Source organism: Paenibacillus sp. FSL R5-0887, assembly GCF_038002305.1.
GTDB classification, from domain to species: domain Bacteria; phylum Bacillota; class Bacilli; order Paenibacillales; family Paenibacillaceae; genus Paenibacillus_AQ; species Paenibacillus_AQ odorifer.
Genome location: NZ_JBBOCE010000001.1, coordinates 1,303,964 through 1,324,231, shown reverse-complemented (window position 1 = coordinate 1,324,231; position 20,268 = coordinate 1,303,964). Strand labels below are relative to the sequence as shown.

Sequence of the window (20,268 nt, the reverse complement as noted above, 5' to 3'; positions counted from 1 at the left end):
CTTTCCATTCCATGTAGAATGCGATTATTTCCCTCACCAACATGCAGTCTTCCTTGCTCCTTTTAGACAATTTACATACAATAAGGACCAAGATATCGGAATAAAGGTGGTAGCTATGCAGGGTAAAGTGAACATACTAATTTGTGATGACAATATAGCTGTACATGAGAGCATATCTGCTTATTTACAGGCGGAAAATATGGAATATGAATCCGTATACAATGGTGAGGAAGTTCTTTACAAATTGGAAGATCAGCATTTTGATCTCATAATTCTAGATATTATGCTGCCTGGACTTTTTGGGACAGAGGTCTGTCGTAAGATTCGCTTGACTAGTAACGTCCCGATTATAATGCTGAGCGCAAAAGGTGAGGAAACTGACCGCATATTAGGCTTGGAAATTGGTGCAGATGACTATATTACAAAACCGTTCTCCCCCCGGGAGGTCGTCACAAGAGTAAAAACCATTTTAAAACGCACTCATTACACCTTTCCAAGTGAAGACGCCATCCTGACGCTGGGAGAAATGAAGATTGACCGAAATGCTTTTAATATCAAAATTAATGGATCACGAATGGAATTTACACCTAAAGAGATCGAATTGCTTATCTATTTTACAATTAATAAAAACAAGGTGCTTTCAAGAGAACAAATCTTAAATAAGGTCTGGGGTTATGATTATTTCGGTGATACTAGAGCCGTTGATAATCTCATAAAAAGAATGAGAAAAAAACTGCCTGAAAAGAATTTGGGATTTGAAATCAAGTCTGTTTATGGGATGGGCTACAAAATGGAGACTTCCACATGAAAAAAGTAACTTCCAACAAAAAAGTGATTTATCTGGCCATCCTCTTTTGTTTCATTTTAGGACAACTTGGAGGAACCTTGATTATTAAACAGCTTTTTTTGAATTATAAATTAAAAGATATGCTGCCTCAGGCCTCTGCTATAGCTGCTGAAATGGCACAAAATGAGATGAGCATTCGAGGTTTTAAACCGTATCTTATGAAGGTGTATGATTTAGAGGGGAATGACCTTTCACCTGGTGATGAAAATAAGCATCTTTTTTTCAATGTTACATCGGATGAATTCAAGGATGCCCTTATAGATTATATTCCCGAAGTAATTAAGTACAATAAATTCGCTGCGATTAAAAATATTAATGGGTTTCCGAGTAAATCCATTGTCGTAGGTGCACCTATTATTCAGGATAAACAAGCGGTCGGAGTCGTCTTTTTATTAGAACCTGGTAGTGAATTTCAGGCGGTATTGAATGGCTTCTATTACGTTTTTACAGGTACCCTTCTGTTAGGCACACTAATAATCAGCTTCTTTATATCCTCCTATCTAAAGGAGATGAAGCAGCTTGAAAAGACTCGTCGGGATTATATAGCGAATATTAGCCATGAGCTGAAATCTCCCATTGCCTCTATCAGAGCTTTAACGGAGACGCTGGCAGATGGAATGATTCAAGATGAAGAAAAAACAAATAAATACTATGGAATTATTTTATCCGAATGTGCGCGCTTGCAACGATTGATTTATGATGTACTGGAATTATCAAGAATGCAAAATAAAAAAGAAACTTGGAATAAAGAAAAAATAGATACTCAGGAATTAGTCATGCTTATTGAGTCTAAATACTCTTTCTTGTCCGATGAAATGGGCATTGTATTTGAGATTACAGATAACGCCAGAAACCTTCCAGATGTTTTTTCTAATAAAGATAAAGTGTTGCAATTAGTCAATATTTTGATGGATAACGCCATGAAATACGTTCAGGAGGATGGGAAAATAACTTTTGATGCTATTGTGCATTCGAGGGTTGTAACTGTGCAGATATCAGACAATGGACCCGGCATTGCAAAAGAGCACCTCCCTTATATCTTTGAAAGATTTTACAAAAGCGAACAGTCCCATAATGAAAAAGGAAGTGGTCTTGGGCTTGCTATCGCCGAGGAAATTGTAAATGGTCTGGGAGAAAAAATATCGGTTACAAGCAAACCGGGAAAAGGAACGGCTTTTCAATTTACCATTAGACGGTTCAAATAATAACTCTCTCATTTAACAACAAGAAGGTCAGGTAAGGGTATTTCCCTCTACTGACCTTCTTATATTTTATTAATTGTGTAAAAGAAACTATCTTCCATCTTATGGGTATAATTAACATAAAGCTCTATAGGAGGGAAAATCATTGAGAAAAATAAGGAAGCTGATTCTTTTAGGATTTTGCATCATGATTTTACCGGGAACCGTGATTTATGCTGCAGCTGGCTCATCTGAAGTTTCATTATATTTGAATAATGTGCTTCAAAAACAGCCCGCAATATTGTCCGAAGGTTCGATTTCCTTGACGACTGAACAGTTGTCTAAAGATTTATTTGCACTATTCGCCTTGGATGAATCAGGTAAAACCGTTCGAATCTACAAGCCTAATATAAACATGGTTATGCTCGATAATAACGGAGAGATTTTTGGTAAAGTAAAAAGCCCGTCACGTTTTGCATTTTCGACTCTATTACAGGTGGATCATTTAAAAACAGAAATTTCAGATATTAAGGTTGTGATCACCGATCCTGCGGATAAAACAGAAACCATTGATGCTCAACAAATTAAGAACAGCGAAGAAAACTTTTGGTTCAAAACCAATGAGTATACATATTCCTTTACTACAAAGGGCACCTACACTATTCAAGTATTTTTTAAAGATGTGGCTTCGAAAAAGTGGTTTCCTGTCTCCGAAATCGATATATTTGGCATTTGAATTCCAGTTATAATGGACTCCGCTCATTCTATTCTTATCGCGATATTACCAAATTGTTCTCCCTGCTGCATTCGGTGAAAGGCTTGAACTGTGTCTTGTAAAGGATACACTCGATCAATGATAGGTCGAATCGAATGGTGTTCCATAAACTGAAGCATATCCGCAAACTCTTCACTACTTCCCATTGAACTACCTATGATACTAATTTGCGGGAAAAATATGGCTCGCGTCGGGATTTCGATTCGATCTCCTGAGCTTGCACCAAACGTAACAATACGTCCATTGGGTTTAATAATATCAAAGTAATGTGGGAACGTCGCAGGCCCAATGCTGTCGAGGATGAGATGAACGGTGTCTCCTTTCATGCTTTCCTTCCAGTTGCTATGACTGTCAAACGCATGATCAGCTCCATGAGCGAGTGCAGCTTGTCTTTTCGTTTCACTGCGTGAAGTGACACTGATACGTGCACCCACCGCTGAAGCCATCATCATGGCATAAGTCGCAACCCCACCACCAATACCAGGTATAAGAACATGTTCACCTTTCTTTAAGCGGCCTCTAGTGAATAGCGCCCGATAGGCTGTTAAGGCAGATAAGGGCAGCACGCCGGCTTCTTCCCATGACAGGTAAGCTGGCTTGCTGATGGCATTTTGCGCAGGAATGATGATTGACTCAGCGAATGTGCCTTCTGAAGGTCCCCCAACAATGGCTGGAACGTTTGGAACATTATCGGTATGTTCCCATCCGATGCACGGATTAATGATGACATCTTCACCTACTTTATGATCAAGCACACCTTCACCTATTGCTTCAATTCTCCCCGCACCATCAGAACCGATAATCAAAGGAACATCCTGTTTTGTTCTGGCATCCATGATAAACAAGTCCCTGTGGTTTAGCCCTGCAGCCTTTAACCTAACCTTCACTTCTCCAATCCCCGGTCTTTTATCCATAATCTCTTTATAGTTCAAGCCCTTCAGGCCACCTTCTCCAGCATGTATAATGGCTTTCATCATCTAAGCCCCTTCCTCAAGTTGTTATTAATGAATCTATAATAAATTTTACATAGTGGGTGTAATCCAGTAAAATGATCAAAACTGAAGGTGACTATCATAAATCATCATACCAAGAAGGTGCAAAGGAAATGGAAAGTGGAGATTTGAGAATATTTCAAGCGGTTGCTCGCGAGGGTAGCATAACGAAGGCTGCTCAAGTCTTGAATTATGTCCAATCAAATGTGACGAACCGGATTCAGTATCTAGAAGCTCAGCTGAAAATCCCCCTATTTCGTCGATCCAATCGAGGGATGACGTTAACGCCGGCAGGTGAGAACTTACTGGTATATACAGACAAAATATTATTACTAATGGACGAGGCTGTGATAACCACACAATACTCTGAGCACCCTGCTGGTCCGCTCCGTCTAGGTTCCATCGAAACAACAGCGGCTACTCATCTAACGCCTCTGCTAACCGAATATCACTTACGATATCCCGAGGTTAATCTATCGCTTATAACGGGAGAAACGCATAACCTCTTACAAAAGGTGCTTGATTACCAACTAGATGGAGCCTTTGTTTATGGGCCCATTGACCAGCCTGATATAGAACATGTTGTTGCTTTCGAAGAGGAGCTGGTGCTTATCTCACAACCAGGTAAGAGCGATATGCGCGAATTGCTTACAAAGCCAATGTTGTTTTTCGACGTCGGATGTACACATCGCGCCAAAGCTGAGAGTTTCCTAAATGAAAGCGGGATGAGCTCTCATAAGATTATGGAATACGGAACGTTAGATGTAATTCTAAGTGGGGTTACCGCAGGACTCGGCGTGTCTATGCTGCCCCAATCTTCGATTTCCAAGGCTGAAGAGGCGGGAGTAATTACTTCCCACCGTCTGCCTGAAGGATATCGAGATTTGCAGGTATGGTTTGTGTATCGCCGGAACGCGGTTTTTTCTAGTGCGTTGTCAAAATTAATCCAAATGATCGAAGAAATATAGCAAACATACATATTGGGGTTTGATTATATTCGAGCGCAAAGCTTGTTTATTAATCAAACCCTTTTCAGCTTTTTCCGATTATACTTGGTATGTCTTGTTCCCCTCTACTCACCACGAATTACTCGAAAACCTTGATCAGGACCCATACCATTCGCTTCGAACTTTCCCCGAAAAGAAATCTCGTTGTTGCTGATACCGCCGATCCACCCGCCACCCTTTACAACCCGGAAAGAACCGCTGTTACTATCTATATCTCCGTACCAGTTCCAACACCATTCCCTTACATTCCCTGACATATCGTAAAGACCTAGCTCATTAGGTTTTTTGCCACCGATAGATTTTGTTTTGTTGTGGTTGTTTTCTATGATCGGCCAGTTCCAATCTCCTGATAAGTATTTGTCTCCAGCATTTTGCCAATACCATGCTACTTCATCTGCTTTATTGCTTCCACTGTAGGTGTAACTTTTGCTCAACTGTCCTCCACTTGCAGCATATTCCCACTCTGCTTCAGTAGGCAATCGGTAACCATTAGCTCCTGCATTGAGCGTTGCTGTCCATTTTAAATTATCGTTATCACTCTTATTATTCGGATCTTTTTTATTTTTATCTATATTGTAATAGGGTTTGAACCCCTCTTTTATACTTCTTTTATTACAGTAATCTATTACGTCATACCAATTAACCATTTCTACTGGCAAGTTGTCGCCTTTGAATGCTGAAGGGTTGCTTCCCATTATTTCAACCCACTCTTTCTGAGTCACTTCATATTGGCCGATATAGAAATTTGATATAGTTGTACTTTTGTAGTTGGAATTTGTGTTAATGAAAGTCCCGCCTTTGACTAATACATAAGTATCCTTCTGTTCAGGCTTTTCTTGCGAACAAGCGCTGATAACAACTACTATTAAAAGAGAAATTAATAGTTTTCTCATGGATATATCTCCTTTCCAACCACTGGTATGTAGTTAAGTATCATTTGTTGAATGATCTAAGGCTGCCGGCTGTGGACCGACAACCTTAGCAATGATAGTGATTAATAGTTATTTTAATAATCTGGAGATGCCTGAGCTGGTCCGATGCTCAAGTTACCATACTGTTACGTTTGAGCTCCCGCTACTTTGATATCCTTCTGTCGCTAACACCTGATAAGACCAACTGCTGCCCAGATTCATTCCGTAACTTTTCCAAGCATTAACGTGGTTGGCAAAAGTGATCGCAACATTGCTTCCCGTTGCTCGCTTGGATTGTCTTACACTCCAAAACTGTGTGAAGGTTGCCGTACCATCAATAGAAGGGGCGTTCGTTCTCGTAGTCGTATATATATCATATGTGCCTCCATCACTGGTCACGGTACCTTTATAAGTTCCAGTAGGTCTATAAGTGCCCCAGCTATCAACGACGTAATATTCTATGAGGGAGTTTCTCGTCCACCCATACAGAGTTAAATACCCATTGCCGGATGGTGCCCAGACGCCTGCATTGTAGTTTATTGTTCTAGATGGGGATCCAGTATTCCAACCTTTACCAACAACAAAGTTACCAGTATTTGACCATGTAACGCTGTAATTCCCACCAGATCCATTAGTAGCATTTACTGTTCCGCCACCATCGGTCCAATTTTGCCAATAGTCTGTCGCTGCACTTGAGGTTGCTGCAAACAAGCTGAAACTCATTGTAGCTGCCATAATTACAGTCACGATTTTCTTGTTAAATTTAAACATAATCTACCTCCTGAAATTTTTTGTCACTACATACCTACATACTGCTTGTCTGTATTTCTAGTAGTCGAAGCAATTCCTTGTGGGGCAGATTCGCAACACCACTTCCTTCCATATATATTAATGTAAGCGATTACATATGGAATCTTATCATAGATCGTTTACTATTTAATCTCTTCAAATTAAAGATTTTACCCTAAAAAGTATTGTTCTTTTGGGATACCTTATTCACTGGATTTTTGTATCTGCCACAATTACAATCCAGTATTTTTTAGTAACACGTTCATAAACCAAGGCTTAATCAGTGGTAAGACTACTGCTGGTTGCATAGCTTTTGTATGGTCCATCTGGGCTCCCGTAAGGATTTCAACATCCCAACCTAAATCAGCCAGCGTCTCCTTATTTCTTTTTAACAACCCGACGATGTCAACGGTAACGTTCCCGAAATTTTCACCGTAAACGATCGTATCATTTCCACCTGCAAAAGCTAGTTTAGGGAGACTAAGCAAATGTTGAATACTGCGATCATCAAAGGCTGTGAGGCTCTGATATAGAGTGACAAATTGTGCTGTAACACGGGTATCTATGGTAACCTTTATATTGTCCCAATCCATTTCGTTTGGACTCTCCGGTCCTGCTGGGCTTTCCACAGGTTCATTTTGGTTACTCAAAGCTTGTGTATGTGTTTTATGGGTTACAACCCTCATTTCTTGATAGGGGCCATTATAGGGTGGAAAACCTCCCATTACCAAACTCTCCAAGCGATCTGTTCTTATAGCCATTTGCAATCCAATCAACGCAAGCCAGGAATAACCGTAGTAACTAAAGCTTGTAACATTCATTTCATCCGCAATGTGGAGAAGATCCTTCACAATATGATCTGCTGTTAGATTTTCCTCTGGATATTGAAATAGATGACCTTCATAATCGAAATAAAGCACTTGAAACGTATCCGCAAGTCCTTCAACAAAATGTTTGCCTAATTCGGGATCTACTCCCCACAGCTTTAAGTTTTCTGCTTCCTGATTGTACACAGATTTTTTAGCGATGGGTAACATGAGGGTTGGGCAATCTGGAAGTCCTGCCATACCTACTTCTATTTCTGATTGATTTGCTAATTGTATTATCTTTTTCAATGAACTCACTCCTTTATGTTCTATAAAAGTATCATATAACATTCATGCAATCTTTCGGTTTATCCCTCTACCTCCCTTGATATATCTACCTAAATTCGATTTAATATTGTTGTAGTACTTGAATGTTCAACTTTAATGTTTTGGGGTGATGATGTTTATGGAAGAGATATATACACCTACACTGATAGCTAAGCAATTAAATGTGAGTACCACTACTTTAAGGAGATACGAAGATCAAGGTTTAATTCCAGATGTACCAAGGACCGCCAGCAACCGCAGATGTTACACTTCCATCCATGTGCAAGCTTTTATTACCATTCGGTCATTATTGCAGGGATATGAAATTCCGGTTGTGTACGATGTGATGAGGAAGATTAAAGGCCAGCAGATGGAGTCTGCTCTTTGGGCAATCAATCAAGAGCAACATAATACCCAAGTGGAAAAAGAAAGGTTAGAGGAAGTCTTACGCATGTTTCGGGATGTTGATTTATCTAAATACAAAGATTTAACTGTATCAGATTCAATGACGATTGGTGAAGTTGCACAAATGGCAGGAGTTAATCCATCAGCTATTCGGCATTGGGAACAAGAAGGGCTAATCTCTTCGAATAGGAACAAAGATAATGGCTACAGAGTCTTCACTTTAACGGAATTAAGAAAAATTATTCTTATCAGCAGTTTAAGGAAAACTGTTTATTATATCGAGAATATGAAACAGCTTTTGAATGAAATAGAAACACATAACTACAAAAAAGTGGAGATATCCTTTCAGCTTGCCTTACAAAAATTGAATTCTCAATTAATGAAGCAATTTTTCGCGATAGCTGAACTTACAAACTATGTGAAATTGTATAAAAGTAATGCCGAGTAACATATTGATCATAGAAAAAGGACTACCTTGCGGTAGCCCTTTTGTGCCTATTTGAACTTGATGTCAACAATCTTCCCGCTTTCCACAAAACCAATATTTCGATAAACCTTATTCGAGTCAGGATTCTTTAAATCAGCATAAAGCATGGGCACTAAATCCTCCGATAAAAGAACGGAACATAACTCTGCTACTAGTGCACTTGCATAACCCTTTTTCCGGCAAGACGGTGGTGTGTATACCGCATTTAATCTGGAATATCTTGCCGACCTATGTGCAATGTACGCCATCGATACAGGTTTATCGTCTACAAACCATATATACAAGTCCCCTGTCTCAATCATCCTCTTGGCATCTAGAATTTTAGCTTCTGGGTTCACCCTAACCCCATAAGCCCCCTCTGAGAAACCCGCCAAAAACTCTGCTACAATGGCCAGGTTTTTTCTCGTTGCTTGTTGCATTGTACCTTTTACGTTCAAAGGTTTCTTTGGATCTGTACAGAAATAAGATTCTATAGTCATCGTGGACTCATATTGAAGATGATTTGCCTGAGAATACAGCTGTGCAAAACGTTCTGTTGTTTTTTGTTCTCCAGATACTCCCGGTAATGTAGTCTCTTTAAGAAATTCTATAAGTTCTTCGTAGAGAAAGGCCTTCTTATCCTCGACAATATCCTTAGAACTCCAAAGCCATGCGTTATGTCCCGTTGACTGGGCATAAATCATTGTTTCATCAGAATCTTTTAAGCAAGTAGAACTCTTCGACTCGCAAATAAGGTGAATCAGGTTGTATTGAACCTCATCAGCAATAAACATATCCTGGCTAAGTATTCGATCGGAGACATTGATTTTTTGAAACATTGTTACTCCTCCTTATTTATTTATAAGAACGCAAAAAACTCCGTCCCATTAGGGACGGAGTAGATTCCGCGTTACCACCCTGATTGGTGTATTTATGAATACACCCTCTCTGCTGCCATCGTCCAACAACGATGCTTCTTTGTAACGGCAGAATCCCGGGCCCGCCTACTATGATTTCGGGAGCCAGCTCTGAGGCGATTGTTCGATTCGGGTGTCCTCTGCCTCGCACCAACCGGCAGTTCTCTGATCGACATATCCGGATTTACATGTCCTCTTCGTCGCATTTGATTGCAATATAATTAGATACAATATAAAGTAATAGGGATTTTATGTCAATAAAAAATATGTGAGTTGGCGATTATGAGTGCTCGTCTCCGTTAAACAATTATTATTCACTGCGAAAAAAGACTAAACACCAAATTGTCTTAAATGATGGTCTAGATGTTTATAAATCCCTTTACCCCATTGCTCCGGAGTGAATTTTCCGAAAAAAGGATGTGGATGGGATGAACAATTCTCCGGACCGTTACTTTGAAAAGTTATAATTTTTTGTTTCAGTATTTCTTTTTCTTTTCCAAAATCTCTATCATCTAAAATAAGTATGGTCGGAATTGTTGACATATTATGTGGTACTGGCTTGTCATTGTAAAAAATAGATTTCACAAACCCTCCTATTAATATTCCTAGCCAACTTCTAGGAGGAAAGGAGTTTCCATTTGCGATGTCTTGAAATGCTGAACAGTGAGCCAACATTTGAGAAACATTCATTTTTCCCCACTGTGGGTTTGAATTAGGACTTAAATTCTCGATACGGCACAGTATCTCCGCTGTATGTAAATTGTTATATATACTTTCCATAAACACACTTCCCATTGCGTTTTTTGGGTTTTCGATTTTTTCATTATTAGGTCTGATGATCCATATATCACGATAAGCTATTGTATTCATGATTGCATCATAATAATTTTACAGTATACTGCCGATCAAATATTCGCCATTTCCATTATTCTATCCTTTATTCACTATCATGTTCTTTAATGTAATAAAGCTATCCATCATGGAGGTAGCTCCTCGTCTTAAACTGTTATTGAACTATTGTTTCCCTTTAGCTTAATATACTACGGAGAAATTTAATCCACTTCGGCTCGTATGCTTCACTAATTGGAATCCCTGTATAATAACTATGATAAGGGTCCATTTCCCATATCTTTAAAAGCCCCTCGGAAACTTCATACTTAAATATGGGAGAGCTTTTGTCCGCCCTAATATAATACTTATTGCATACAACACAGTACAAAATCTGCGATTCATCGGAGAAATATGAATAAATATTAAGCTCAGTGTTACAGGCTTCACATCGACGTATTCGATCGCGGTTTAGCCATTCAATAATTAGTTTCAGATTATCATCTCCTCCGTAAAACAAGGAATATCCTTCGCAAACTAACGTGTCCGTCAGTTCAACAACCTACGGATTTCTGCAATACAGAAATACTTTCCTTTAGGAACGCCCTATTCTTTTCAATCCCTCTATTTTTACACCAGACAACAGCACCAAAAGCATCGTAAAAATCATAAAAGGGTAGTATTGTTTCCAAATCCATTAGAGGACGAATTGTTGAATATCCCTCTTTATACGAAATTCTACTTTGAGGATTCACTTCCCAAACATATCGGTTAATTTTTGTGAAATCAATTTCAGAGGATCCACTCCGTGCACTCTCAAAATCAATAATTCCAACAACCATATTATTATTTGTTAGTATATTACCTTGTCGAAAATCCATATGAACAACACATGGGCCATCAGGAGGAGGTAAAACTGAGAAAGCACCCTCAAAGTAATTAATACATTTTTCGAAAAGTCCTCTCTCAAGGACTTGCTTGCAAGGTTCTATAAATTTTTCAAAGCTATTTCTTATATAAAGTCTCCAATTGTTCTGATTAAAAAATTGAAAACCGTCTAATCCTTCCACACCATATCCCGGCATTTTAACTTCATGCAGCTTTGCGTGAAGTACCCCAATTTGAAATGCTAATTCATCGTCAATAGCACCTGTACATGGTATACCTTTAATCTCAGATAAAAGTAATGCACCAGAAATTAAGTCATCCCCACTCCAGAAGTCTAACACCTTTGGAACCGGTAATACCTCCCTCAACAGTTCAAGCATACGATATTCGCGATATACTTTATCCCTGTTATAAGGGATCTTCGCATACACCGTTTCTCCATTAGTAAGATTCAGCTTGTATACTTGTGAACTAAAGGACTCAGGAACATTATCTATACTTAATACATTAAGGTTAAATCTTTTTATGATTGTTTCTACTAAGTTCAACTCGCACCTCACATGTTATGAATGAATAGTAATTAGTTCAGCTATCTTATTCTTAATTTTATTGAACTATCCTAACCATTGTGTAATAAAATTACACTTAGCCCTTTTTCCTTCTTGCTCTCAGGTAAATGACCGAAATCACTACTAGTCCTATTGCAATTACAATATACAAATCAATATCCTGCTCAAACATTAACCACATCTTATATTCTAGGTGTACTTGCTGTTTGGGTCGAAGTCCTTCACCGAATAGTTCTGTTGCTTGGTTAAGGTTATTCATTTCAATTGTTGAACTGCATGGACTACTGCTTGATTCGCCATCCACTTCGCTAATGTATATTAAGTATTTATTACCTTCCTTGAAATCAAAACCCCAAGTGTAGTCTATTCTCACAATAATTTGAGAGTCAACTTCAGTTTTCCAACTTCGTTCAACATCCACTAATATATATCTGATTTTCTCTTTTGGCCCCGTAAATCCTTCTTGTTTCAAATCGACCTTTATTTGTTTTACTTCACCGTAAATTGCTCCACCGTAGACCTCTAGGGCTTCTTGGGGACTTCCTAACTCGACACAGGATAAAGCTTTAGCATCTTGTCCATTTGCAATAAAGAATGCGAATGTGAATAAACATATTAACGTGATTAAACGAAGTTTCAATTTACCACCTACTCTTATGATTTTATTACATAACTTCTTTATTGACATAAGTTATAGGTGAAATGTTGCACTAATTTTCCAATTCCTTCAATGAAATAGGGAGTACACCTCGACGGTATGCTCCCTATTTGGGTTGACAATAGTATTTCGTTGACCGTGGATGCAGCGCAAGCGCCGCACCTCAGAATATAGAAGTTAAAGTTCTTCCTGGGAGCTGAAAGCTTTGAAGAAATATTCCCCACGGATTTGACAACTTTATTCCCTAATACATTTACAATTAGATATTGAACTGAGCTTTTATAAAAAAACGCACCTGTTAGCTCAATAGCAATAATCTGCAACTCCTTACTTCTCCCAAAGCTCGATCAGTCGACCTTCTGGATCTTCAATCCAAATAAACTTTCCAAATTCACTAATCTCTATTTTCTTTGCAAGAGGTACACCAATCTGTTCAAAATGCTTAATCGTTTCGTTTAGATCATGAACTTGGAAATTCAACATCACTTGTTGTTCTATTGGAAAATAACTGTCATCCTCGGTAAAGAAAGAAAAGATGGTCTCATTTCCCACTTGAGGTTTTATCACAGTCCCATTCCAATTCTCTATGTCAAGCTTCAACACCTCACTGTACCACTTTTTTGTAGCTTCAAGATTCTTAGTTCTCCAGAATATTCCTCCGAAACCTTTAATCATCGTATCTACACTCCTGTCTGCATTGAATTTTCTAATAATATACCCTTTAGGATTAAGGAGAATCCACCGTTAACCTCCACTCATTACACCGAAGGTTAGTTCTAACGGGGTATTCAAAATCACATTCACCAATAAACGAGGAGCCAAGCTTATGAAAAATGATATTGGAAGCAGGAGTGAAGTGTATCGGACCCTATAGTCGCTATTAACCATAATTCGGCTCATTTGAGAACCTATCGGACTCTATAGTCGCTATTGGCTCGAAAAGCCCTCATATCGCGCATGTTTGGAACAAATAACGCCTCTGGGGTCCGAAACACTTCTTAAAAGTCAAAATTCAGCCGAATAGCTGCATCTGAGTCCGATCGCTCATGGTGAAGAGAGCGTGTGGGAATACAATACGCACAACAAGCAGCATAGTCGCACATCCGGTATCACAGACGCCAAACCAGCAGCATAGTCACAAATTAGGTAACACAAACGCCAAACCAGCAGCCAAATAGCACATTCGGTAATCCAGACGCCCAACAGAGAAGCACCAATCAAGTATTGGAGTGTTCGTGTATTCATGTGTTCGTGTATTCGAGTACGCAAATGTTCAAGGAGATACATCATGCATCTTCCATGTGGAGAACATTCCTCTTAGCCCCACGCAGTGTCCGTTGCTCATTACTTCTCCTTCTTATGTAAATAATCTTCATTTTAGATTCTAGATTAGAATTATTTGCTATAATGTTCTCATGAAAAATAAAACTATCCTAAACAAATTAGCTATCATTCTACTTTTTATAAGCATTCTCTTTGGCCTACGCTGCATTTGGTTGAGTGTATTTAAGGTTTCCAACACTGTACCTGTGATTAACAATGGGGTACTGGATTTACGCGGCCAGGATCTGGAGCAGGCTAACTTATTCAGGCTGGATGGTGAATGGAGCTTCTATCCTTCGCAATTCGTTTCTTCGAAGACTTCTACTCTACCAAAGCTATCCCACTCGCTTCAAGTTCCTGGAAATTGGAGCCATGTTATGGGAAGCGATCAGAATTCTTCTTATGGTTATGGTACGTATCGTTTGCGAATTTTGGTAGACCCGCTTCAGCAACCTGTCTCTTTCTGGATCAAACAAATTTATTCCGCTTCCAGTGTGGAGATTAACGGCACTCCTATTCTCAATAATGGGGTAATAGCTCTTGATGCCGATACATATGTACCCAAAACCACCTCATATACAGCAGCTTATTTTTCAAAAAACACCACAGTGATAGATGTATTTATTCACGTAGCTAACTTTGATCACCCCTATAAGGGCGGTATAAAAGGCCCTATTTTCTTTGGCTCTCAGGAACTCATTGACCGGACATACTTTTACACTGTCGGATTTCAAATGCTTACAGCAATTATCTTACTACTGCATGGGCTTTATGCCTGCATTCTGTACTTATTTAATCCTAAAGAACGTGCTCTGTTTCTTGTAGGATTAATGACCTTATCTGTAGCTGTAATCCTTTTAGCTCGAAATGACAACTTAGTGCTTTCATTACTGCCGATTAATTATACTTGGTCCTTAAAAATCCGTTTGATCGCCTTCTTATGGCAAAACCTTTTTATTCTGCTTGTTTTCAGGAAATTCACCTCAGGTACCAAAGTCAACAAGTGGTTACGTGCTTACACATGGTGTCTTTTCCTTTATACCTTGTTTATATTTATTGTCCCTGCTTATTTAGTCAGCACATCCATTCATTTGGGAATCATTCAAGTGTTCCAGTATATTCCCTTCATTTGGTTGCTCTATAGCTTAGGGCGCTTATTGTTCAAAAAGCAAGATGATAAAGATGTTGTTTTTCTGCTGTTATCAGGTGCGGCGATCGTTTCTAATTTGTTATGGAATTTGTGGGATAGTAACGGACACTATTCAATTGTCTATTATCCTTTGGATATTATCGCAGCCATCGTGGGCTTCTCAGCTTATTGGTTTAAAAAGTATTTTCAAAATGCTAAAGAGAACATGGAACTAAATGAGCAGCTGAAAAAAGCAGACAAACTTAAGGACCAGTTTCTCGCTAATACCTCACATGAGCTGCGTACACCGCTTCACGGAATCATGAATATCGCGCAAAATATTGTCACAAAAGAAAAGGACAGACTTTACGAAAGTAGCCGTCAAGATATGGAACTGCTGATTACAATCAGCCGCCGTATGTCTCATATGCTTGGTGATCTACTGGATGTGGTCCGTCTTCAGGAGCATCGTGTTATTTTACAACAGGAACCTATTTCGGTTCAATCGGTAGTTCCCGGTGTGATTAGTATGCTTCAATATATGATTGAAGGTAAGCCAGTCCAGCTATCTATGGATATCCCGGAAGCTATGCCGCCAGTTCGTGCGGACGAGAAAAGACTGGTGCAGGTTTTATTAAATCTGGTGCACAACGCGCTCAAATACACCGAAGCAGGACTTGTAACTGTTAAGGCTGAGGAACAGGACGGACAGGTTCTTATCTATGTGACAGATACCGGAGTAGGCATGACTGAAGAGACTATGGCACGGATATTTCTACCCTATGAGCAAGGCCCTCACGGAATAAATGACGGGCGTGGAATTGGGCTGGGATTAAGCATATGCCGGCAGCTGGTAGAACTGCATGGAAGCAGCCTAAGCATTCAATCAGAGCTTGGTAAAGGTTCAACTTTTAGTTTCACACTCTCTCTTGCCGATTCTTACAGCGAACAGATAATAAAACAGACGGAACCTACAGTTTCGTATATGGCAGATGAGATTCATAGACAGATGACTGAGTGGGGAATTTCCGAACATCAGCCAAGTAATCACTCTGAAAAAATTCCGCCGCTTTTTACAGAGATGAAGGTAAATATTCTGGTGGTAGATGATGATCCTGTCAATCTGAATGTACTAAAGGGTATTCTTGAAACCGAACCTTATATCATAACTACCGTGAACTCAGCCCATGAAGCATTGGAATTGTTGGATAAAAGGAACTGGGACTTACTTATTGGCGATGTTATGATGCCACAGATGTCGGGATACGAATTAACACAGAAGGTTCGTACTCGTTACTCCTTATATGAGCTCCCGATTCTACTGCTTACTGCCCGTAGTCAGCCTGAGGATATTTATACTGGATTTTTGTCCGGTGCCAATGATTATGTCACAAAACCTGTAGATGCAGTGGAGCTTAAATACCGTATTCGGGCTTTAACTGCGATGAAGCTATCCTTCAATGAACGGGTGCGGATAGAAGCAGCCTATCTACAAGCACAGATACAACCGCATTTTTTATTCAATACATTGAACTCTATTGCCGCACTCAGTGATTTGGATACTAAAAAAATGCAGGAGCTCATTGGTGCGTTTACTTCTTTTTTAAGAATCAGTTTTGACTTTTTAAATATCGGAGAGCTCGTGAACCTCTCCCATGAACTGGAATTGGTAGAATCTTATCTGTATATTGAACAGACTCGATTTGCAGAAAGGATATCTGTTGTCTGGAAGGTAGATCCGAATATTGACATCCTAATTCCTCCTCTATCCATCCAACCGTTGGTAGAAAATGCTGTTAAGCACGGTATACTTAAGCGCCAACAGGGTGGGACTGTTGAAATACGTATTATCCGTCTGCACAACGCTGTAAAGATTGAGGTGGAGGATAATGGGCAAGGTATGGATTCCGGGACCCTCTCTTTACTGCTGAAGCCAATGATGGAAGGCAAAGGTGGCATCGGGCTGGCCAACACCCATCGGAGGTTAAGTCAATTATATGGTCAAGGTCTCTCGATCCAGAGTAAGCCTGGAGAAGGCACCTTGGTATCCTTTGTTATACCAGAGGACAGTGATAACTTTTCAAGCAAAAAAGCCGCTCCATAAGGAGTGGCTTTTTTGTATCGTTATCTCTATCCTTTTAGAGTAAGCTTAAAAAATAGTCGGCACCATTCCCCCATCCATGCGAATTGGAGAACCTTTAAATGCAGAGGCATAAGGACTGCATACAAATGCTGCTAGTCTGCCTATTTCAAAAGGTTTAATAAATCGTTGTATTTCAGATTGAGGAAGATTTGTAGTCATGAATTTTCTTTCTTTTTCTGAAAAAGTCATATCTTCATTGGAGTATATCCCATCGATAATTTGATGCACATTTTCAGAAAGTGTTGGTCCTGGCATGATTGTATTGACTGTAACTTCAGTTCCTATCGTTAACTTAGATAAGCTTTTTGACAATGATAATAACATTGATTTGGTCATTGCATATTGAGGCATTTGGCCTGAAGGCATAATGGCTTCTTCACTAGCAATAAAGAGAATGCGGCCATAATCTTTTTGTAACATTTTAGGTAAATAGAATTTTGTTAATCCATTCGCAGCAAGGACATTAGTACGGAAGTATTTTTCGAATATTTCGTCGTCAACGTCCTCATATTTCATAATTTCATAGATACCCATATTATTAACTAAAATATCTATATTAGGGTATTTTTCGAATAAGGCTTCTCTTTGTTCAATATTCACAATATCCGCTGTAGCATTTTGTGGAGAGGTAGCCGGGAAATTTGACTTTATTTCATTTACAGTTTGTTCTACCTGATCATAATTCCGTCCATTAATTAGTACATTAACTCCTTCTTTAGCAAGTTCAAAGGCGATTGCTTTGCCAATACCTTTTGTTGATCCTGTAATTAAAGCTGTTTTATTATTTAATCCCATATCCATATTACATTTCTCCTTTTATCACGGCGTGCTGAGTAGTTGTCATTTCAAGAACAGTCCTGTGTGCCGGCTAGGATTATATTATCGTACCGGGGTTGTTCAGTAACTAGCGGATTGCGCCAAAGTTCTTGTTTAACACGCCAATGATAAATCTCTGAAAATACTGTCTTTATGAAGAGGGTATCGAGTTTAAACCTAAATGTTCAGTACGCCAATTTGAAGGAGTATCACCTTCCCAAAGACGGAAGGCACGGTAGAACGAGTTCTGGTCTTCATATCCAATCAAGAAAGCCACTTCTTTAATATCAAGCGATGGATCTGCCAGATACTCTCGTGCTTGCTCACGTCTAGCTTGTGTCAGCAATTGCTTGAAGCTTGTGTTTTCTTCAGTAAGCCTGCGTTGCAACGTACGGTCACTCATACTTAATGCCTTCGCAACAGCATGAATGTCAGGGCGTCCTCCGCTGAAGCTGCGTTTCATGATCCATTTGACCCTCTCGGTTATAGAGCGAGTGCCCTTCTGTTCAGCAAGCGTCCGGTCCAAAACGGGAGTCAGAATCTCCAGCAGCTCTTCGTTGTACGAGATAAAAGGCCGATCCAAATCATTTCGACGCAACGTCAAACGATTATATTGAGCACCTATCTGAATTCGGCAGCCGAAATAAGCTTCAAGAATCTTTACATTTCCTATAGGCTGTGAAAACTCGACAAGCTGTGCTGTCAAAGGTAGACCTGTGCCTCGCCGCCCAAGCTCTAGAAGAAATGCCAAAGTGAGGCCTAGTAGCAGCGGTGGACCAAAATGCCCGGGATGCTGCCATTCCAATTCGATTGTACATAGCTCGCCTTCTTCGGTAAAACGCAAGCTTTCAGGAGGGCACATTTGTTTGTATCGTACCATTCGCTTAAGAGCATCGCGATAGTCCTTAGCATGGTATGTTGCTAAGACCGTAGGCGGATATTGTGTAGTTTCAAAGACGGTTGCAAGCTTAATGATTCCTTCGGCTGTATCCCCAATGAGATCGGAATATGCCTGCCAGACTGCGAAATATTGGGCGGTGGTGACTTCTGACTCTGTGATCTGGCTAAGTGGAAAATTTGCTTTGCTGGCTACATCTTGTGCAGTTATTCCTAATTGACTTAATCCAGCCCAAAATCCTGGTGGGATTTTAATTTGATCAGAGGTATGAGACTTCATACATATGGACCTCCTTTATTAAGAACTCCAGCACGCTTGGGCAAGCAGCTCGAACGAATGTAACCGTTTCTCATAATCTGGAATCATGGTAACGATAATGAATTCATTAACTCCATACAAAAGAGATAACCGTTCCAACTTACCTTTAACACTTTCCGGAGTACCTACCAGCAGCTTGCGTTCCAAGGGCTCAGACTTCGTTTCGGCAGAACCTTCTTGTTGGAATAATGTCGTACCAGATGAGGCCAATCGCTCTGCCTCTTCCTCAGTCTCGGCGCAAATGACGCCAACAGCAACCATGGCCTGCGGTTCAGGAGAAAGTGAAGAAGGAGTAAAGGTTTCACGGTAAGCCTGCAAAACCTCCTCCCCTGCTACATCGCTCATGAACTGGCCAAACACATAACCTGCTCCAAACTCGGCAGCATATGCCGCGCTTTTCTTGTTTGTACCCAGCAGCCATAGCTCTGGAGATACGGGAGGGACCGGACGGGCGGTTATTGAACGTCCTTCATAGGAATAGTTACCCTGCAATAATTCAGTGACTCCTTTAAGGAGTTCTGGCATTTTCCAAACATTTTCGAGAAAATTGCCACTCAGTGCTAAACTTACTTCAGCCGTACCGCCGGGAGCTCTGCCTAATCCAAGGTCGATGCGTCCCGGGTACAAACTGGCCAACAAATGAAATGCTTCCACCACCTTTAGCGGCTTATAATGTGGCAGCAATAAAGCGCCTGAGCCAAGGCGAATGTGTGCTGTTTTCGCTCCAATATGCGATAAAAGCACCTCCGTAGAGGTACATGCTAATCCTGGCATATCATGATGTTCAGCAACCCAATAACGAGTATATCCCAGTCTTTCTGCTGTCTGAGCCAGCTTCACTGCTTGTCCCAATGCGGTACTAGCATCCACCGTATTAAAAACAGGTACGAGATCTAATACACTAAGCTTAATGGATGTTGTTGTCATGGTTAAGTCCTACTCGAGGGTTTCGGTAAAATTCGATCATATCGATAAAAATAAGCTTGTAATCAACTGCAACCGCGGCCAGATCATACATTCGGCCATGGCCGTCTTCTTTGGAGGCAAAAACAACATCGTGCCGCAGCTTGTCCATAATCATTTTGCCGATGAACTGATGCTCGTATTCCGCGTACTTCTTTTTGAAAGCTTCATTAAATTCCCACACCTCTTGGTAAGACCGCTCTAGCATTGCGTTTACCAAAGTCAGCTCGTTGCCCTCTTTTTGTACAACCACGTAATAATTTCCGCGCTCATCCTTGATCAAATCCTTATATAACTCAACGTTCAAAGTTA

General features: G+C 40.0%; 19 protein-coding genes and 1 other annotated feature. Of the genes, 6 read left to right on the top strand and 13 right to left on the bottom strand.

Going from position 1 to position 20,268, the window contains the following annotated elements; genetic code table 11:
• Positions 1-115: 115 nt before the first annotated feature.
• From MKY14_RS06085 to MKY14_RS06075, 3 genes are all read left to right on the top strand, one after another.
• Complete coding sequence (locus MKY14_RS06085; RefSeq protein ID WP_076184620.1) at positions 116-808, top strand: response regulator transcription factor; 693 nt, start codon at positions 116-118, stop codon at positions 806-808.
• Positions 805-2,052, top strand: a complete 1,248-nt coding sequence (locus MKY14_RS06080; RefSeq protein WP_340975988.1) for a sensor histidine kinase — start codon at positions 805-807, stop codon at positions 2,050-2,052. The genes MKY14_RS06085 and MKY14_RS06080 overlap by 4 nt, the downstream gene beginning before the upstream one ends.
• Before the next feature lie 142 nt (positions 2,053-2,194).
• On the top strand, positions 2,195-2,764 hold the full coding sequence (locus tag MKY14_RS06075) for a hypothetical protein (RefSeq protein WP_076125581.1): 570 nt from the start codon (positions 2,195-2,197) through the stop codon (positions 2,762-2,764).
• Positions 2,765-2,787: 23 nt separating this feature from the next.
• On the opposite strand, the gene MKY14_RS06070 is transcribed toward MKY14_RS06075, so the two are convergent.
• A complete protein-coding gene (locus tag MKY14_RS06070) occupies positions 2,788-3,777 on the bottom strand; it encodes a zinc-binding dehydrogenase (protein WP_340394413.1) in 990 nt (329 codons plus the stop codon).
• 131 nt (positions 3,778-3,908) lie between these two features.
• On the opposite strand from MKY14_RS06070, the gene MKY14_RS06065 reads away from it, so the two are divergent.
• Positions 3,909-4,763: a LysR family transcriptional regulator gene (locus MKY14_RS06065; RefSeq protein ID WP_076303798.1), complete on the top strand. Its 855-nt coding sequence runs from the start codon at positions 3,909-3,911 to the stop codon at positions 4,761-4,763.
• A 104-nt stretch (positions 4,764-4,867) separates the two neighbouring features.
• On the opposite strand, the gene MKY14_RS06060 is transcribed toward MKY14_RS06065, so the two are convergent.
• The 3 genes from MKY14_RS06060 to MKY14_RS06050 form a co-directional block, all read right to left on the bottom strand.
• The gene (locus MKY14_RS06060; protein WP_076303739.1) at positions 4,868-5,695 is read right to left on the bottom strand and encodes a formylglycine-generating enzyme family protein; all 828 of its coding nucleotides are present in this window, start codon (positions 5,693-5,695) and stop codon (positions 4,868-4,870) included.
• 153 nt (positions 5,696-5,848) lie between these two features.
• A complete protein-coding gene (locus tag MKY14_RS06055; RefSeq protein WP_076190353.1) occupies positions 5,849-6,484 on the bottom strand; it encodes a glycoside hydrolase family 11 protein in 636 nt (211 codons plus the stop codon).
• Positions 6,485-6,735: 251 nt separating this feature from the next.
• Positions 6,736-7,617: an alpha/beta fold hydrolase gene (locus MKY14_RS06050; protein WP_340975987.1), complete on the bottom strand. Its 882-nt coding sequence runs from the start codon at positions 7,615-7,617 to the stop codon at positions 6,736-6,738.
• 157 nt (positions 7,618-7,774) lie between these two features.
• Here MKY14_RS06050 and MKY14_RS06045 point away from each other — a divergent pair, with 157 nt between their 5' ends.
• Positions 7,775-8,488 carry a MerR family DNA-binding transcriptional regulator gene (locus MKY14_RS06045; protein WP_076184616.1) on the top strand — a complete coding sequence of 238 codons (714 nt, stop codon included), beginning with the start codon at positions 7,775-7,777 and terminating at the stop codon, positions 8,486-8,488.
• A 47-nt stretch (positions 8,489-8,535) separates the two neighbouring features.
• Here MKY14_RS06045 and MKY14_RS06040 read toward each other — a convergent pair whose 3' ends face one another.
• The 5 genes from MKY14_RS06040 to MKY14_RS06020 form a co-directional block, all read right to left on the bottom strand.
• Positions 8,536-9,345, bottom strand: coding sequence for a GNAT family N-acetyltransferase (locus MKY14_RS06040; protein ID WP_076303741.1), 810 nt, complete (start codon positions 9,343-9,345; stop codon positions 8,536-8,538).
• Positions 9,346-9,392: 47 nt separating this feature from the next.
• Positions 9,393-9,633 (bottom strand) — a binding site (T-box leader).
• Between the two features lie 120 nt (positions 9,634-9,753).
• Positions 9,754-10,203: a DUF1569 domain-containing protein gene (locus tag MKY14_RS06035; RefSeq protein WP_076280622.1), complete on the bottom strand. Its 450-nt coding sequence runs from the start codon at positions 10,201-10,203 to the stop codon at positions 9,754-9,756.
• A gap of 602 nt (positions 10,204-10,805) precedes the next feature.
• The gene (locus MKY14_RS06030) at positions 10,806-11,687 is read right to left on the bottom strand and encodes an aminoglycoside phosphotransferase family protein (RefSeq protein WP_076303742.1); all 882 of its coding nucleotides are present in this window, start codon (positions 11,685-11,687) and stop codon (positions 10,806-10,808) included.
• Positions 11,688-11,784: 97 nt separating this feature from the next.
• Positions 11,785-12,348, bottom strand: a complete 564-nt coding sequence (locus MKY14_RS06025) for a hypothetical protein (RefSeq protein WP_143763841.1) — start codon at positions 12,346-12,348, stop codon at positions 11,785-11,787.
• A gap of 345 nt (positions 12,349-12,693) precedes the next feature.
• Positions 12,694-13,041 carry a VOC family protein gene (locus MKY14_RS06020; RefSeq protein WP_076125591.1) on the bottom strand — a complete coding sequence of 116 codons (348 nt, stop codon included), beginning with the start codon at positions 13,039-13,041 and terminating at the stop codon, positions 12,694-12,696.
• A gap of 821 nt (positions 13,042-13,862) precedes the next feature.
• Between MKY14_RS06020 and MKY14_RS06015 the strand changes: the two genes are divergently transcribed.
• Positions 13,863-16,922, top strand: a complete 3,060-nt coding sequence (locus MKY14_RS06015) for an ATP-binding response regulator (RefSeq protein ID WP_340975986.1) — start codon at positions 13,863-13,865, stop codon at positions 16,920-16,922.
• A gap of 45 nt (positions 16,923-16,967) precedes the next feature.
• Here the strand turns inward: MKY14_RS06015 and MKY14_RS06010 are convergent, their stop codons facing one another.
• The 4 genes from MKY14_RS06010 to MKY14_RS05995 form a co-directional block, all read right to left on the bottom strand.
• Positions 16,968-17,762, bottom strand: a complete 795-nt coding sequence (locus tag MKY14_RS06010; protein WP_076125594.1) for an SDR family NAD(P)-dependent oxidoreductase — start codon at positions 17,760-17,762, stop codon at positions 16,968-16,970.
• 166 nt (positions 17,763-17,928) lie between these two features.
• Positions 17,929-18,954, bottom strand: a complete 1,026-nt coding sequence (locus tag MKY14_RS06005) for an AraC family transcriptional regulator (RefSeq protein ID WP_340975984.1) — start codon at positions 18,952-18,954, stop codon at positions 17,929-17,931.
• Positions 18,955-18,972: 18 nt separating this feature from the next.
• A complete protein-coding gene (locus MKY14_RS06000) occupies positions 18,973-19,920 on the bottom strand; it encodes an LLM class flavin-dependent oxidoreductase (RefSeq protein WP_076125598.1) in 948 nt (315 codons plus the stop codon).
• On the bottom strand, positions 19,901-20,263 hold the full coding sequence (locus tag MKY14_RS05995; protein ID WP_076125599.1) for a hypothetical protein: 363 nt from the start codon (positions 20,261-20,263) through the stop codon (positions 19,901-19,903). The genes MKY14_RS06000 and MKY14_RS05995 overlap by 20 nt, the downstream gene beginning before the upstream one ends.
• Between the last annotated feature and the right edge of the window lie 5 nt (positions 20,264-20,268).

Excerpts from the sequence above, each read along its gene's own strand:
- MKY14_RS06085 (WP_076184620.1), top strand. The coding sequence starts at position 116 with ATGCAGGGTAAAGTGAACATACTAATTTGTGATGACAATATAGCTGTA.
- MKY14_RS06010 (WP_076125594.1), bottom strand. The coding sequence starts at position 17,762 with ATGGATATGGGATTAAATAATAAAACAGCTTTAATTACAGGATCAACA.
- MKY14_RS06070 (WP_340394413.1), bottom strand. The coding sequence starts at position 3,777 with ATGAAAGCCATTATACATGCTGGAGAAGGTGGCCTGAAGGGCTTGAAC.
- MKY14_RS06055 (WP_076190353.1), bottom strand. The coding sequence starts at position 6,484 with ATGTTTAAATTTAACAAGAAAATCGTGACTGTAATTATGGCAGCTACA.
- MKY14_RS06000 (WP_076125598.1), bottom strand. The coding sequence starts at position 19,920 with ATGACAACAACATCCATTAAGCTTAGTGTATTAGATCTCGTACCTGTT.
- MKY14_RS06080 (WP_340975988.1), top strand. The coding sequence starts at position 805 with ATGAAAAAAGTAACTTCCAACAAAAAAGTGATTTATCTGGCCATCCTC.
- MKY14_RS06045 (WP_076184616.1), top strand. The coding sequence starts at position 7,775 with ATGGAAGAGATATATACACCTACACTGATAGCTAAGCAATTAAATGTG.
- MKY14_RS06005 (WP_340975984.1), bottom strand. The coding sequence starts at position 18,954 with ATGAAGTCTCATACCTCTGATCAAATTAAAATCCCACCAGGATTTTGG.
- MKY14_RS06040 (WP_076303741.1), bottom strand. The coding sequence starts at position 9,345 with ATGTTTCAAAAAATCAATGTCTCCGATCGAATACTTAGCCAGGATATG.
- MKY14_RS06020 (WP_076125591.1), bottom strand. The coding sequence starts at position 13,041 with ATGATTAAAGGTTTCGGAGGAATATTCTGGAGAACTAAGAATCTTGAA.
- MKY14_RS06065 (WP_076303798.1), top strand. The coding sequence starts at position 3,909 with ATGGAAAGTGGAGATTTGAGAATATTTCAAGCGGTTGCTCGCGAGGGT.
- MKY14_RS06035 (WP_076280622.1), bottom strand. The coding sequence starts at position 10,203 with ATGGAAAGTATATATAACAATTTACATACAGCGGAGATACTGTGCCGT.
- MKY14_RS06060 (WP_076303739.1), bottom strand. The coding sequence starts at position 5,695 with ATGAGAAAACTATTAATTTCTCTTTTAATAGTAGTTGTTATCAGCGCT.